At 70.5% G+C, this 13,469-nt stretch carries 11 protein-coding genes and 1 pseudogene; 5 read left to right on the top strand and 7 right to left on the bottom strand.

Features of this window, described 5'->3' with window-relative positions; genetic code table 11:
- Positions 1-76: 76 nt before the first annotated feature.
- From G3I60_RS00440 to G3I60_RS00430, 3 genes are all read right to left on the bottom strand, one after another.
- Complete coding sequence (locus tag G3I60_RS00440; RefSeq protein WP_164292687.1) at positions 77-2,578, bottom strand: NlpC/P60 family protein; 2,502 nt, start codon at positions 2,576-2,578, stop codon at positions 77-79.
- Positions 2,579-2,734: 156 nt separating this feature from the next.
- A complete protein-coding gene (locus G3I60_RS00435) occupies positions 2,735-3,772 on the bottom strand; it encodes a helix-turn-helix transcriptional regulator (RefSeq protein WP_164292688.1) in 1,038 nt (345 codons plus the stop codon).
- Between the two features lie 169 nt (positions 3,773-3,941).
- Positions 3,942-4,727, bottom strand: coding sequence for a trypsin-like serine protease (locus G3I60_RS00430; protein ID WP_164292689.1), 786 nt, complete (start codon positions 4,725-4,727; stop codon positions 3,942-3,944).
- 140 nt (positions 4,728-4,867) lie between these two features.
- On the opposite strand from G3I60_RS00430, the gene G3I60_RS00425 reads away from it, so the two are divergent.
- Complete coding sequence (locus G3I60_RS00425; RefSeq protein WP_164292690.1) at positions 4,868-6,313, top strand: AlkA N-terminal domain-containing protein; 1,446 nt, start codon at positions 4,868-4,870, stop codon at positions 6,311-6,313.
- Positions 6,314-6,322: 9 nt separating this feature from the next.
- Here the strand turns inward: G3I60_RS00425 and G3I60_RS00420 are convergent, their stop codons facing one another.
- On the bottom strand, positions 6,323-7,150 hold the full coding sequence (locus G3I60_RS00420) for an isocitrate lyase/phosphoenolpyruvate mutase family protein (RefSeq protein WP_164292691.1): 828 nt from the start codon (positions 7,148-7,150) through the stop codon (positions 6,323-6,325).
- A gap of 130 nt (positions 7,151-7,280) precedes the next feature.
- Positions 7,281-7,838 (bottom strand): MepB family protein, encoded by a 558-nt coding sequence (locus G3I60_RS00415; RefSeq protein ID WP_164292692.1) that lies wholly within the window; start codon positions 7,836-7,838, stop codon positions 7,281-7,283.
- A 183-nt stretch (positions 7,839-8,021) separates the two neighbouring features.
- On the opposite strand from G3I60_RS00415, the pseudogene G3I60_RS44940 reads away from it, so the two are divergent.
- From G3I60_RS44940 to G3I60_RS00395, 4 genes and pseudogenes are all read left to right on the top strand, one after another.
- A pseudogene (locus tag G3I60_RS44940) lies at positions 8,022-8,405 on the top strand (MBL fold metallo-hydrolase); the annotation flags it as partial.
- Positions 8,406-8,532: 127 nt separating this feature from the next.
- Complete coding sequence (locus tag G3I60_RS00405; protein WP_164292082.1) at positions 8,533-8,802, top strand: hypothetical protein; 270 nt, start codon at positions 8,533-8,535, stop codon at positions 8,800-8,802.
- A 188-nt stretch (positions 8,803-8,990) separates the two neighbouring features.
- Positions 8,991-9,962, top strand: a complete 972-nt coding sequence (locus G3I60_RS00400; RefSeq protein WP_164292693.1) for an aldo/keto reductase — start codon at positions 8,991-8,993, stop codon at positions 9,960-9,962.
- Positions 9,963-10,496: 534 nt separating this feature from the next.
- Positions 10,497-10,649, top strand: coding sequence for a hypothetical protein (locus G3I60_RS00395; RefSeq protein WP_164292695.1), 153 nt, complete (start codon positions 10,497-10,499; stop codon positions 10,647-10,649).
- Between the two features lie 185 nt (positions 10,650-10,834).
- On the opposite strand, the gene G3I60_RS00390 is transcribed toward G3I60_RS00395, so the two are convergent.
- Together G3I60_RS00390 and G3I60_RS00385 are read right to left on the bottom strand one after the other, a co-directional pair.
- Positions 10,835-11,566: a lasso peptide biosynthesis B2 protein gene (locus G3I60_RS00390; protein ID WP_164292696.1), complete on the bottom strand. Its 732-nt coding sequence runs from the start codon at positions 11,564-11,566 to the stop codon at positions 10,835-10,837.
- A gap of 13 nt (positions 11,567-11,579) precedes the next feature.
- A complete protein-coding gene (locus tag G3I60_RS00385; RefSeq protein ID WP_164606419.1) occupies positions 11,580-13,463 on the bottom strand; it encodes an albusnodin/ikarugamycin family macrolactam cyclase in 1,884 nt (627 codons plus the stop codon).
- Between the last annotated feature and the right edge of the window lie 6 nt (positions 13,464-13,469).

Genomic DNA, 13,469 nt, shown 5'->3' with positions numbered 1-13,469 from the left:
GACTGCCGGGTCCGTGAGCCGTTCGTCCGTTGTGAGGTGTTCGGTCCTCCGTTGTCAGGTGTTCGGTCCTCCGTTGTCAGCAGGTGGGCAGGGAGTCGTCCCAGGCCGGTCCCTTGATGTAGATGTTGCTGATCCAGCCCTGCTGGTCCGCCAGCCGGCTCCAGCCGTCGTTGGTGTAGCCGTCGGCGGTGACGCTCTCGCTGTGCTTCTGGCACACCACGGTCACCTGGGTCGGCCCCGCCAGCGTGGCGACCACCCCGGACCCGGAGGTGGCGTCCTGGTGGACGCGCACATTGGTGCCCCAGGTCGTCCGGGTGTTTCCGTGGGTCTCGCCACCCGGACTGCCCGGATCACCGTCGCAGGCCGGTACGCCGTCGAGCCAGGCGGCACCCTTGACATAGATGTTGGAGATCCACGCCTGGCGGTCGGCGAGATGGCTCCAGCCGTCGTTGGTGATGCCCTCGGCCGTCACCGACTGGCCGTGCACCTGGCAGTCGATCGTCACCGCCGTCGGGCCGGGAAGCAGGTCCGCCCGCGCACTCGTGGCCGTCGGAGCGGTGTGCAGGTAGACGTTGGTCCCCCACGTCATGTGATCACCGCCCACGGCCCCGCCGCTGCCGCCCCCGCAGGTGGGGACGTCGACCAGCCATGCGGCGCCCTTGACGAAGATGTTCGACACCCATCCGTTGTAGTTGGGCAGGAAGCTCCACGCGTCGTTGGTGATGCCCGACGCCGTCACCGACTCGGCGTGCTTCTGACAGGAGATGCCGATGTCCGTCGGACCGGCCAGCGTGGTCACCAGCCGGCCGGAGGCCGACGGGATCGCCCGGATGTTGACATTGGTGCCCCAGGTGGAATGGGCACCGCCGCCCGGCGACGAACCGTCGCAGGCCGGGATGTTGGGCAGCCAGGCCGGTCCGCGGACATAGATGTTGGAGACCCAGCTGCCGCCGATGTCGGGCAGATGCGACCAGACGTCGTTGGTGTAACCCTCGGCCGTGACCGACTGGGCGTGCTTCTGGCAGTCGATACGGATCGCCGTCGGACCGCTGAGCGTGGTGTACACCGGGCCCGACGTCGACGGTGTGGTGTGCGTGCGGACGCCCGTGCCCCAGGTGGAGTTGGGACCGCCGACGCCTCCGCCGCCCCCGCTGCCGGAGCCCGACGGCCGGACCGCGCCCATGTAGTCGTGGTGGTTGGACATGGGTGACACCCGGATCTTCTCGTTGGACTGCGGGGCCTCGGCGATCAGCCCGGTGCCCAGATAGATCGCGGTGTGATGGATGTTCGCGGAGGTGCCGAAGTAGACGATGTCCCCGGCCCGCAACACACTCTCACCCATCGGAGGACCGAACCGCACCGACCACGGCGCACGGTACGCCGAGTCCGCCGTACGGTCGCCGATGATGTCGTACCCGGCGGCCTTGTAGTAGGCGAAGCGGACGTATCCCGAGCAGTCGAAGCCCTTGCGGTACGGGTCGTTGGCACTGCGGACGGGGTCGGACTGGTCGACCGAGCCGAATGTCGCCTGCGGCGGAGAGACGCTGTGCCCGCCGCCCCAGGTGTACCAGGTGTCCTGCGCGATGACGGAGCAGGCGGCCGCGATGGCGGCGGCGCCCATCGGGTCGGTGTCGGTGTGCGGTGCGCACGGGGTGTTGGGGTTGGGGTCCGATCCGCCCGATGCGGCGAAGCTGACCGCGGTGGACACCGCCTTGGCCGCCATACGGTTCGCCGTCGCGCCGTGGTCTCCGGCGCCGTACTGGGTGTGCGCGGGAAGGCTGTACGCGAACTGCTGCGCCAGGTCGTCCGTGCTGGGCGGACCCGGGCGGTTGCAGACGTGGTCGTCGGTGCGGCACACGTCGAAGTACCGGCCGTCGCCGATGAATCCGGCGAAGGCTCCCGGAACATTCAGCCGCCCCAGCAGCCCGCCGTCGGCGACGGCAGCCGTGCCGGTGCTGAAGTCAGGGTTGATGGTGAGCATCGCACCGGCCTGGGCCATGCCGATCTGGCCGTTGTTGCGGCTGGGGTCGGCGACCGTGAGCACGGCGCCTATGGTGTCCGCGTGGGACTGCACGACGGGCAGCTGCAGCGCCGACTTCACGACGTGCGCGCCCATCGAGTAGCCCAGCAGGATCAGATGGGGATGGTTGGCGCACCCCGCGTAGAAGTTGACCTCGCTGGCCAGCCGGTCACGGCCGATGCCCAGCCCCGTCCAGTAGTCCGGCAGGCCGCCGGGCCACGGGCGGGAGATCAGTGACGCCGGGTACTTGAGGTTACGGACCTTGATCGCCTGGTCCTGGACGCCCTTGTCGTGCAGGGACTGGACGATCCCCGCGATGAACCAGCTGTTGACTCCGCTGGAACCCCACTCCATCCCCGCGCCCTGGTGCGTGGTGTCCTCCTCGGTGCCGTACGCCGAGATCACCACCCAACTGGGCCCGCAGACCGGGTCCCCCGGATCAGGATTCGGATAGTCGGCACGGGCGTCCGGGGCCGCGCCGAGCGTCGTGGTCGCCACCATCGCCAGCAGGACGGAGAGGAGCAGAAGCCACCGTGGCAGCCTCGGCCTGGTAGTCACATTCACTGTACGAGAGACCTTTCCTGCGCTGCCGTTTCTGCACTGCCGCGGCATCGGCCGAAGGGACGCGGGGAACATCACCGCGAAGACCGTTGCCGGTGCACCATCACCTTGCCGGTGCGGGGACAGCATGCGGCGGGGCGGGCGGACGGGCAATCATTTCGAGCACAGGCTAAACGGGCCCTGCGGGAGCGGACTGTCGACCAGGCCCGGCGTTCCCCCGCCCAACAGCCGGAGGCCCAGCGGGGTCGCCGTGTGCAGAACGTACTTGCCGTCACGGCGGCTGGCCACGAGCCCGCCGTCCCGCAGTACCCCGATCTGGTAGCTGACGCTGGGCAGGGTGACGCCGACGGCTTCGGCCACCTCGGAGGTGGTCCGGGCGTTCCGGTTGGCCACCTCGGCCAGTACCGCTGCCCGGGTCCTGCCCAGCAGGCGCACCAGTCCCTGTTCCGTCGCGCCCTCTCCGTCGAGCGGCACCTTCGCCACCGGATAGACGAGCACCGGCGTCAGGCCCGGGTCCGCGAGAGCCGTCGGCCGGCCCCAGCAGAAGTACGAGGGCACCAGCAGCAGCCCACGCCCCGCCAGGTGCAGGTCGCGGTCGACCGGGTAATCCACTTCCAGCGTCGGGGAGTTCCATCGCGCCAGCGGGCGCAGTCCTTCCAGCAGCGCCTGGGTGCCGCCTCCCAGCAGAGTGCTCGCCCGCCGGCCGATATCGTTGTCAACGGCGGTCCGGATACGCGGCCAGAAGGGCTGCAACAGCGCCCGGTGGTAGGTGGAGAGCGCTTTGGTGAGCGGGACGAGCCCGTCGGCTCCCGGCCGGCCCATCGTGGTGGCCCAGACCGGGACCGGACGGGACTCGGCAAGCCGCGTCAATTCGCGGGTCAGTTGTCCTCGGGGAGTGCCGCGCACCTGGTCCAGGCCGGCGAACAGTTCGCCACCGGTATTGCTCGGTGTGAGAAAGTCCGGAATGTAGCCCGAAGCGGGGATCAATAACCGCAGCAGATGCAGCACCCCCTTCACGACGGGATCTCTGCGCAGCCGTTCATATGCCGTGCCGCGCCAATGGCCGAAATCAAGCGGTCCCTGTCTGGTCTGCAGACGACAGATACTGCACACCAGTTCCCACAGCGGGTCGGGATGCTGGGCAATTCGAATGTTCTGCAGGTCGTGGGGGGTGAAGTGAACGCGGAGCATGCAGCCTCTTTCGCTCGCAGGCCCAATGCGGGTCGCGGCCGTACCGGTTCGGCGCGGCCATGGGTAAAGACCCGCACCGGCTCTCCAAGGTTGCCCCCTGACCCGACTTCGCGCGGGGACAGGAGGCGGAACGCGGCAGACCTCGCCCGCAATTCCTCTTTATCGTTGCTCAAGGAGACCGTGTGAGGAGTCCGAGACCGGCGGCCACCGAACTCACCCGGGAGAACGTGGAGTAGGCGGTATCCGGGGTGCAGTATTTGTTGCCGCTGCTCACGATACCGATAACGCGGCCACCGGCGATCAGTGGTCCACCGGAGTCCCCGGCGCAGACGCTCTCCGGTACGGCACTTCGGGGAAGCCCGCAGATCTTCACGGCCGAGGTGGAGGACCACGGGCCGCAGTCACTCATCGGCGCCAGCTTGAGCGTCGCCTCCTTCAGCCGGCGACCCGCGGCGGCCGCATCGCTGTTCGCCACGGCGGTCTCCGTTCCTGTCCGCCCCCAGCCCAGGACCGTGGCCGGGCGCCCGTAGCCGTAAAGGGCGGAATCCGCGGGCCGGGACACCGGAACGGTCCTGTACGGCAGCGCCCTGTCGAGCGTGACGACCGCGGCGTCGTAATCACCCGCGAAACCCTGGTAGTCCGGGTGGACCTTCACCTTCACCGCGTGCCGGACCTGCCCCTTCGTGGTGCCCAGGTCGGTACGCCCGCCGATGAAGCGCAGGCCGGTCACGTCCATGGCGTCGAAGCAGTGTGCCGCGCTGAGCACCTTGGCGGGAGCGATCAGTGCCCCGGTGCAGAGCTCCTGGTGGTCCGGAGTCTCGATCGCGATCAGATAGGGGTACGTGGCGGTCGTGGCGGGCTTGCCGCCGAGCACCGCCGAGGCCGAACCCGACAGGGTGACGACGAGTCCCGCCGCGGCCATGCCGGCCACCGCGAGACGCACTAAAGCCTTCATCGAATCTCCTGGAAGTGTCTCCGACTACTGGATCACTGAGACGAGACCGCGAGACGCCTGGTTGCACCCCGGCCGGACAGCGGCGTCATCATGTCCGGATCCGGCTGGCCCGTGCCCCTTGCGGATGCGAGCCTGAGCAGGTGACTACGTATTCCGCTGTACGGACCACGGGGATCTACTGCCGGCCGGGTTGCGGGGCCAAGCCGCACGCCGAGAACGTCCGCACCTTCGAACTGGCGGGAGCCGCGGAGGCGGCCGGCTACCGGGCCTGTCTGCGCTGCCGCCCCTATCGTGTCGCCGGCACCGTCGCCGACGACACTCCCGAACTCGTCTGCCGGGCCGTCCAGCTCATCATCGGCGGCACGTTGGACGAGGCCAACGAAGCGGCGCTGGGCGCCCGGCTCGGCGTGTCCGCGCGCCATCTGCGGCGGATGTTCCACGACCACCTCGGGGTGACACCGGACCAGTTCGCCCGTTCACGGCGTGCGCACTTCGCCCGGCGGCTGCTCGACGACTCCGACCTGTCGATCGCCGAGGTCGCCTTCGCTTCGGGGTTCGGCAGCCTGCGCCAGTTCAACCGGGCGATCCGGGAGGTGTTCCGCTCCGCGCCGAGCGATCTGCGGGACCGGCGGCGGCGCGGAGACCGGCTCACCGCCGACGGCGGACTCGTCCTGCGCATGCCGTTCACCGCTCCTTACGACTGGGACGCCACCCTCGATTTCCTCGCCGAACGAGCGGTCCCCGGTGTCGAGTCGATCGAGTCGGGCCGGTACCGGCGGACCATCGCGCTCGACGGGGCGCCCGGGATGCTCGAGATCGGGCCAGGAGGCTCCGATCACCTCCGACTGCGAGCGCACCTGCCCTACTGGGAGGGCGTCATCCATGTCGTGGAACGGGCGGCCCGGCTCGTGGGTATCGACGCCGACCCGGTCCTCCCGTCGGCGCAGCTCATCGCCGACACCGCACTCGGTCCACTGATCGCCTCCCGCCCGGGGGTACGTGTCCCGGGAGCGTGGGGACCGTTCGAGGTCGCCGTGCACGCGGTGCTCCGCCAGGAGTTGCCTGCGCAGCGGGCCCGCGCCGCGCTCGGCGCGCTGGCCCGCTCCTACGGGCCGCCCGTCGACGGACTCGGACACGGGCTCACCCACGCCTTCCCGTCGGCTGGGACCCTCGCGGACGTGCCCCCGGACGCGTACGGACTGCCGGACGGAACCGGCGGGACCGTCAGTGCCCTGGCACGGGCGGTGGTCTCCGGGTCCGTCCACCTCGACGGCGGCGAACCACTGGCGGAACTCGTGGCATCGCTGGTCGCGGTCCCAGGCCTCGGCGCCGCCGCCGCGCACCATGTCGCCCTGCGCCTCGGCGCACGCGACGCGTTCCCGGCGGGAGACCCGGACGTGCGGCGAGCGGTGCAACAGCTCGCAGCCTCACTCGAAGTATCCGACTCACCCTACTCACCCGACTCGTCCGCTGATCTCGATGCCGTCTCCGCGCCCTGGCGTCCTTGGCGGGCGCTGGCGACGGTCCACCTTCTCGTCGGGGACCGCCACCAGGCACCACGCACCGCCCCGTCCGACAGCCGCTGAAGCGGACCCTCAGCGCAGCAGGTCGTTGAGCTCCCCGTAACCCATCGCCGCTTCGAGCGAGACGTAGGTGCCGGAACCGAGCAACTCCCTCGCCGCGTCCGCCGCCAGACCGTAGGCGGCCTGGGCGACGGCCGAACCCACACTGATGCGTGCGACACCGAGCGCCGCGAGTTCCGCGACGGTCGGCGCCCCCGGGTGCGCCATCACATTGATCGGCAGCGGCCCGTCGACGAGTGCGCGTATCGCCTCGGGATCGACGAGGCCGGGAACGAAGAGCAGGTCCGCTCCGGCCGCGGCGTACCGCTCGGCGCGGGCCAGGGTGGCTGCGAGCCGTTCGCTCGGCGCACCGACTCCGGCGAGGTAGGTGTCCGTCCGGGCGTTGATGCACAGATCGACGTCCCCGGCCCGCGCGCTGTCCCGGGCGGCGGCGAGCCGATCGGCCTGTGCGCCCGGGTCGAGGAGCGGCTCGCCCCGTACACCGGGGCTGTCCTCGATGTTGACGCCCACGGCACCCGTGGCGAGGACCGCGGTGATGGTCGACGCCACCTCCTGCGGGGTCGCGCCGTATCCCGCCTCGATGTCGGCGGTCACCGGAACGGAGACCGCGGCGACGATGCGCCGCAGGGCGTCGAGAGCGGCGGCGCGGCTCATGCCGCCCCCGTCCGGCACTCCCACCGCCCACGACACCCCCGCGCTCGTGGTGGCGATCGCGGTGGCACCGGCCGCCTCGATCGCCACCGCCGAGGCCGGGTCCCACGCGTTGGGCAACACCAGCGGAGGTTGAGCGTGCAGGGCGCGCAGGACACGCGCCTGTTCCTTCTGATCGAGCGCCTTCACGGGGCTCTCCTGATTCCACGGGTTCGGGCGGGCCGAACGACCCTCCACCAGGTAAGACTCTCCCGGTCCGCCATCATCGGTCTGGCCATATCCGGTCACGCGCCCGCCGTGCTCAGGGGCGCGCCCGGCGCTACGGGTGGTACAGCGCGCGAGCCCGCCCGGCGTCGGCCGGACCGTCCTCAGGGATCCGCAGGAAGTACCGCAACTGCCAGGCCTGGCTAGCGCGGGCCTGGCGGTTGACCGCGGTGGCCCAGGGCGGGTAGACGCGGAAAGCCCGTTTCCCGCCCACGCCGTTCCTGGAGACGACGTCCCGTTCGCAGAGCACATCCCTCGGAAACACGAACTGCCCGAAGTGCTGATCCTCGCGGGAACTGACCACGAGGAGGTCGACCGCGTCCGTGGAGTCGAACGGCTGGATGGGCCCCTCCGGGGACCGCTTCCACACGGTGACGAACTGCCCGATCTTCGTCGGGGTTGTCCTGGCCACCCGGAACCGCACGGAGGCGCCGTCCAGCGTGAACTCGTGCGCACCGTAGTCGGCACTCTCCGGCTCGGGTACCGGCCGGGAGCAGACGAACCCGTTGACGTCGTACACCCGTGTCTTCGCCGCGAGCAGATCGCTGTGGAGCGGCCCGGCGGACGAGGTCCACGGATCGGGACCGGTGCTCGTCCCAGGACCGGTGCTCATCCCTGATCTCCGGTTTCGGCGTCGCCGGCGGTGGGCCCGCCGGCCTGCGGTTCCAGGGTGCGCATGAACATCTCCATCGTGAGGTCGGGTGCGTCTCCGAACCTAGCCGAGGGCACTGTCAACGGGTCGGAGCGGCCGCCCGGGTCCCGGGGAAGCGGCCGGCGCACGACGGCTCGCCGCCCCCGTCGGCTGGCCACCGCCGCCTTCGCCTGTCACACCCGGTCGATCCGCCACCCGTCCCGCACCCTGGACCCGGCGGCCGACCCCTTCCCCCTGCGGCTGACCGACGACGTCCATCTGTGCGGGCACAGCTCCTCGCACACCGCGGGAGCCGACGCGTATCTCCTGCAACGCCCGTCCGGGCAGCTGATGATGGTCGACACCCCGCGCTGGAACAGCGGGCCGGCCGCGCGGTACGAGGCGCGGGGACCCGTCACCGATGTGCTGCTGACCCACCGCGACCAATCGGCGCACGGCCGGCGGTACGCCGACCGGTTCGGCGCCCGGCTGTGGATCCATGAGGGCGACCTCGACGCCTCCCCGGACGCCGATCACGTCATCCGGGGCAGGGTCGGGGTGTCGGGGGTCACCGTCCGCGTATACCCAAAATTTAGCGACTTGTCAGTGCCGCCTGGCAGGATCAGTGTGCTCGGTCCACGAGCGCTACGGGGGATGTACGGGGGATGGGGACAGCATGACGGAATTCCTATGGCCACGGGGGGCGGACGCGGGGGACACCGCCGCGTTCGAGGCCTGGCTCGACGCGCGGGGTTGGGAGATCGACCCGACCATGTTCATGGCCGGAGTCGGCGGTCCTGCGGTCCAGGTGCGCCGGATCGGCGAGACGTGGCAGGACGGGGACGACGGGCTGCTGATCCTGCCGGGCGAGTCCGTGACGTTCGACGCCTGGCGGATGAGCGTCATACGGACGACCGGTATGGGCATGCTCTGCCGCAGCTCGTAGGCCATGTCTTCAACGTCCCGGATCGCCCGGCCGTCGCGGGGGACGCGCGGCCGGGCGGACCGGTGTGCCGGTGGGCGGTCGGGGATGTGCGGTCGGTGGCGGTCGGGTTGAGGGCTTGACCTCAAGCGCGCTCCAAGTGACAGGGTTCGCGACGTTCCCCCACTTCCTCGCACCCCTGCGGAGCACTCATGCGTTTTCGTACTCTGGGCCGCCGTCCCGACGCCACTCCCGGCCCCGGTGTCAGCACCCTGTGCCTGGGCGCCATGCCCTTCGGAACCCATGTCGACGAGGCCACGGCCTTCGCGATCCTGGACCGCTTCGTGGAGCGCGGCGGCACCTTCGTCGACACGGCCAACTGCTACTCGTTCTGGGAGGACGGCGGGCGCGGCGGTGAGAGCGAAGAGCTGGTCGGCCGGTGGATGACCGCGCGCGGCAACCGGGACCGGATCGTGCTCGCCACCAAGGTCGGCGCCCAACCGACAGGTCCCGGCGACTGGCCGGGCAACGCCGAGGGGCTCTCGGCGAAGGCCATCCGTGGTGGCGTCGAAGGCAGTCTGCGCCGACTGGGCACCGACCGCGTCGACGTGCTCTACGGCCACATCGAGGACCGCGCGACGCCACTGGCCGAGACCGTCGGAGCGTTCGGTGAACTGGTCGCCGAGGGGACCGTCCGCATCCTGGGCGTCAGCAACCAGGTCACCTGGCGCATCGAACGCGCCCGGACCCTCGCACGCGAACACGGCCTGGCCGGATACTCCTGCATCCAGCAGCAGTACACCTATCTGCGCCCCAAGCCCGGCGCGGCCTTCGGAACGAAGGAGCACGTCACCCCCGAACTGCTCGACTACGTCCGCGCCGAACCCGACCTGACGCTCCTCGCGTACACCCCGCTGCTCTCCGGCGCCTACACCGACCCCGCCAAGTCCGTGCCCGAGCAGTTCGACCACCCCGGCGCCGCCGCCCAGCTCACCGCGGTGCGCGAGGTCGCCGCGGAAACCGGGGCCACGGCCGGGCAGGTCGTCCTCGCCTGGCTGCTCGGCGGCGAGCTGCCGATCATCCCCATCATCGGCGCCAGTTCCACCGCCCAGCTCGACGAATCCCTCGACGCACTGGACCTCGACCTCACCCCGTCCCAGCGCGACCGCCTCGACCAGGCCTGAGATCACGTCACACCATGGCACCACTGCGGCAGTTGGGGTTGCCGGGACCCTTGCACCGCTTTCCTCGTCGAGATTTTGCCGAATCCATACCGGGCGGCTTTTCCCGCGAGCGAGGGCCCGACCCGGGTGCGGCCCTGGTCGGTGCAGCGGTCGAATTTTTGCCGGGCCGCCGTCCGCGTCTCCCGCCGGTCTTCAATTCTCGCCGTACGGCGGGCAGTTCCATGGCCCGCGGACGCGAACCCTCGTTCTCGGGGATCCCGCCACCAGAGCTCACCGGGTGACGAACCCACGCCCCCGGCGGCGGGTGACACCGCGCCCCCGGGCTTCGAATTGAGGACGGACACACCTAGACGATCCATGCGTCCCTGCATTTCGAATACCGGTCATTCATAAAGGGTTCGACACAGCCGGACGACGTCTCCCTCCAGGCTTCACATCAGGCCGTATAAACGCCTGTTGCCCCACCGCGTAACCCTGCCACAGACTGAAGGAGTCAACCGGAAGGCCGAAAAAACCCTGGGAGGAGGCAGTCCAATGGAGCTCAACATCCGAGTAATCGCCCAGTGCGTATCACCCGTGCGCTGGGTCCACGTCCGGGCGGCGATCACCATCATCGTGATCGTTGTCCTGGTTCTCTTCGGGCACGGCGAGACGTCGATGTTTGACGCCCTCGCTCGCCGTCCCTGAAGTATCCGCAGTACAGCAGCATCCGCAGTCCTTTGGAGGGGCTCGGTCGCCCACCGGCGGCCGGCCCTTTCGTCATGTCCTGGGCCCGCTCGGCCGGCTGTGCCCGCCGACCGCCCGGGCGACACCTTTTCCCGCCATTGCCATCCAGCTAAAGGACGGCAGGCACAAAGAAACGTTCGTGCGGGTCAAATGGAAAGGACGCGCCGGAAAAGAGCGCTCTCAGAATCGGAGGGGTGCGTGACGGGAAGTTCATCGACCTCGGCCCAGGCATGGAACCGATAGGGATCGTCGACCGTCCCGATACACCAGTCGAGCCGCCGGCCCAGCAGCGCCATCGCCACGACGGCGCTCAGGGAGAGTTCGAGGCAGGCGGCCCGTCCGGGGAATCGGCGTGCCACGGCCTCGACCGCGATCACCGCCCACAGCGCCTGCTCCTCGGTGGCGGCCGCCCGGCACCATCGCTGCCGTGCCCCGACCAACGCGACGGTCCGCCGGAACGGGAGTCGTAGCAGCAGCAGCGCGATGGCGAAAGCCAGTTGGGGAAGCCCCCGATGGGACGGTGGCCGCGGTGCGGTGCGTGCGACCGGGAACTTCTCGGCCCGCTCCCCCGGCCCCGGCCACCCGCCCGGACCCGGTCGCTCGCCCGGCTCCCCGGACACCACCAGCCCACGCGCGGCCAGCCCGGCGGCCAGCTCCTCCGCGTCCGACCGGACCTGGGTGCGCCGCTCCAGTGGGTAGCGGTGTGCCATGGCGTCGACGGCGGAATCGAAGTCGCCGGTGCGCTGCCACTCCTGCCAGAGCGTGTGCGCGGTGGAGTTCAGGGCGTACCACTGCCCCGAGTGCGCGTTCAGCAGAACGCTGCCGCCGTGCGGGGAGACGCTGTCATGGATGTGCGCGGGAATGTACAGGTCCGGCATGGGTGCCATCTCCTCAGGAAGGTGGGTCGGTCCGCAGGGGGCGTCGGTCCAGACCCCGTAGCCACAGTTCGGCACTCAGCAGCCGGTTCAGCGCGGGCAGCGGCGCCCGGATCCCCATCAACACCCGGTCGAGCGAGCCGATCACGGCCCCCTGGTCGATGATCCCGAGGTCCGCCAGCCGCGATCCGGTGAGCAGCGATCTGATCTCCTTCGCGTGCAGCCGCGCGCCCTGGTAGTCCTCGGCCGTGTAGTTCCCCTTGCCGCGCCTCGTCAGCACGGGCTCCGGCACCAGACCGGCCAGCGCGGCTCCGAGCAGTGGCTTGACGGCGCGGGGGTCGGCCCGGTGGTACGACGACAGTCCCGTGCACGCCCTGACCACGTCGTTGTCGAGGAACGGGGCGTGCGGCCACACCTCGAACTCACGCGCCGTGTCCGACAGTTGCTGCTGGACGGTGGCCGCGATACGGAGTTCGGTGAGAGCCGTCCGGTCGCCCACTCCGATGCCCGGTGTCACCGTCTCGGTCCGTGCGCGGCTTCTGGCCAGCTCGGCCAGCTCGCCCCGCATGGCCCCGGTCAGCCAGCCGGCCTCGGATCCCGGGTCCGGCCACCAGGCGATGGTGTCCAGCCACTGCGGGATTCCCTCCGCCGGCCGTTCCAGTCGGTCGGCCAGCCGTTGCAGCGCTCCGGCCGGAGAGGTTCGTGACAGGCGCAGCGCTCGGGCGGCCACCGCCGTGGGCGCTTCGCGGCGGGCTTTCGCCACATCGCGGCAGTGCCGCCCGAAGGTGCGCGGTCCGCCCTGGCGTGCGAGGTCCGCCAGATAGCCGGCGGCCGGTACGAGGAGGGCGTCGCCGCCCTCGCCACCGAGGTGGATCGCGCTGCCTCCTGCGGCGATGCCCGCGAGCCGGACCCGGAGCCGGGCGCTGTTCACCGCGGCCGCCTCGGGCTGGCCGGCCGGGCGCACCTGATCCAGCCCGTGGTAGGTGAGGGTCTGCCGGGAGCCGGGAAGAACGGTCAGCTCCAGCCGCCCGTCGAGCCGGGCGAACCGCTCGGCATGCTCGAGATCGCCGGCGGGGGCGTCCGGGTGGTGATAGACGAAGACGGGGAGCGGAGTACGCGTCCGGTGTGCGGCGAGGAAGGCGAGGGAGGTGGAGTCCAGACCGCCGCTGAAATCCGCGGTCAGCCGCTCCCCCAGATCCACGCGTGCGCCGACCGCGGCCGTCAGTGCCGCCCTCAGCGCTTCGGCGCCGTCCGCGAGCGACACGTGGCGGTCAGGGATCAGCGGATCGTAGGTCCATGTCTCCGGATGTCCCGCGGCGTCGATCCGCAGCGCCTGGCCGCCACCGAGCCGGTGTACACCGTCGAGGACGGAGCGCTCCCCGAACAGGGGGTCGGCGGTGGGGCACAGGATCTGGGCCGCCAGGGTGGCGCGGTCGGGCCGTGCGGGGATTCCCGCCGCCGCTGCCGCGATGGCGGGTCGGGAGCCGAAGGCCACCCGCCCGAGTACGGGGCAGTAGTACAGGGGGAATTGGCCGGCCAGATCGGTGAACGCGAGGAGTCCGTCGTCCCGCGCCATGATGACGAGGTAGCTGCCGGGCCACCGGATGAGGGCTTCCCACCGGTCGCTCTCCACCGCCTGGACGAGCCCCGCCGTGAGCTGTCGGTCGTCGGCGAAACACTGCCCCAACGTGACGAGGCCGGCCCCCTTGTAGGTCACCCCTCGTAACTCGCCCGATCGCCACCGGCCCCAGGACCACAGGGAGGACAGCCCCGGCCAGACCCTGCTCATCCCGTGCGCCGGGAAGTCCGCGTCCACGGATTGCGGGACGGCGGCGGGTACGGGAAATGTGCCGGCCACGTACGGCGCACACTGTGCGGGCAAACGGGTCAGCAGGGTCATCGCGCG

This window comes from Streptomyces sp. SID13666 (genome assembly GCF_010548325.1).
GTDB lineage: Bacteria > Actinomycetota > Actinomycetes > Streptomycetales > Streptomycetaceae > Actinacidiphila > Actinacidiphila fildesensis.
Note: the sequence above shows the minus strand (reverse complement) of the source record. Positions and strands in the feature narration are given on the sequence as shown.

What these genes read in the sequence shown, in the direction of transcription:
- G3I60_RS00435 (WP_164292688.1), bottom strand. Translation starts at nt 3,772, where the DNA reads ATGCTCCGCGTTCACTTCACCCCCCACGACCTGCAGAACATTCGAATT.
- G3I60_RS00430 (WP_164292689.1), bottom strand. Translation starts at nt 4,727, where the DNA reads ATGAAGGCTTTAGTGCGTCTCGCGGTGGCCGGCATGGCCGCGGCGGGA.
- G3I60_RS00415 (WP_164292692.1), bottom strand. Translation starts at nt 7,838, where the DNA reads ATGAGCACCGGTCCTGGGACGAGCACCGGTCCCGATCCGTGGACCTCG.
- G3I60_RS00405 (WP_164292082.1), top strand. Translation starts at nt 8,533, where the DNA reads ATGACGGAATTCCTATGGCCACGGGGGGCGGACGCGGGGGACACCGCC.
- G3I60_RS00400 (WP_164292693.1), top strand. Translation starts at nt 8,991, where the DNA reads ATGCGTTTTCGTACTCTGGGCCGCCGTCCCGACGCCACTCCCGGCCCC.
- G3I60_RS00395 (WP_164292695.1), top strand. Translation starts at nt 10,497, where the DNA reads ATGGAGCTCAACATCCGAGTAATCGCCCAGTGCGTATCACCCGTGCGC.
- G3I60_RS00390 (WP_164292696.1), bottom strand. Translation starts at nt 11,566, where the DNA reads ATGCCGGACCTGTACATTCCCGCGCACATCCATGACAGCGTCTCCCCG.
- G3I60_RS00385 (WP_164606419.1), bottom strand. Translation starts at nt 13,463, where the DNA reads ATGACCCTGCTGACCCGTTTGCCCGCACAGTGTGCGCCGTACGTGGCC.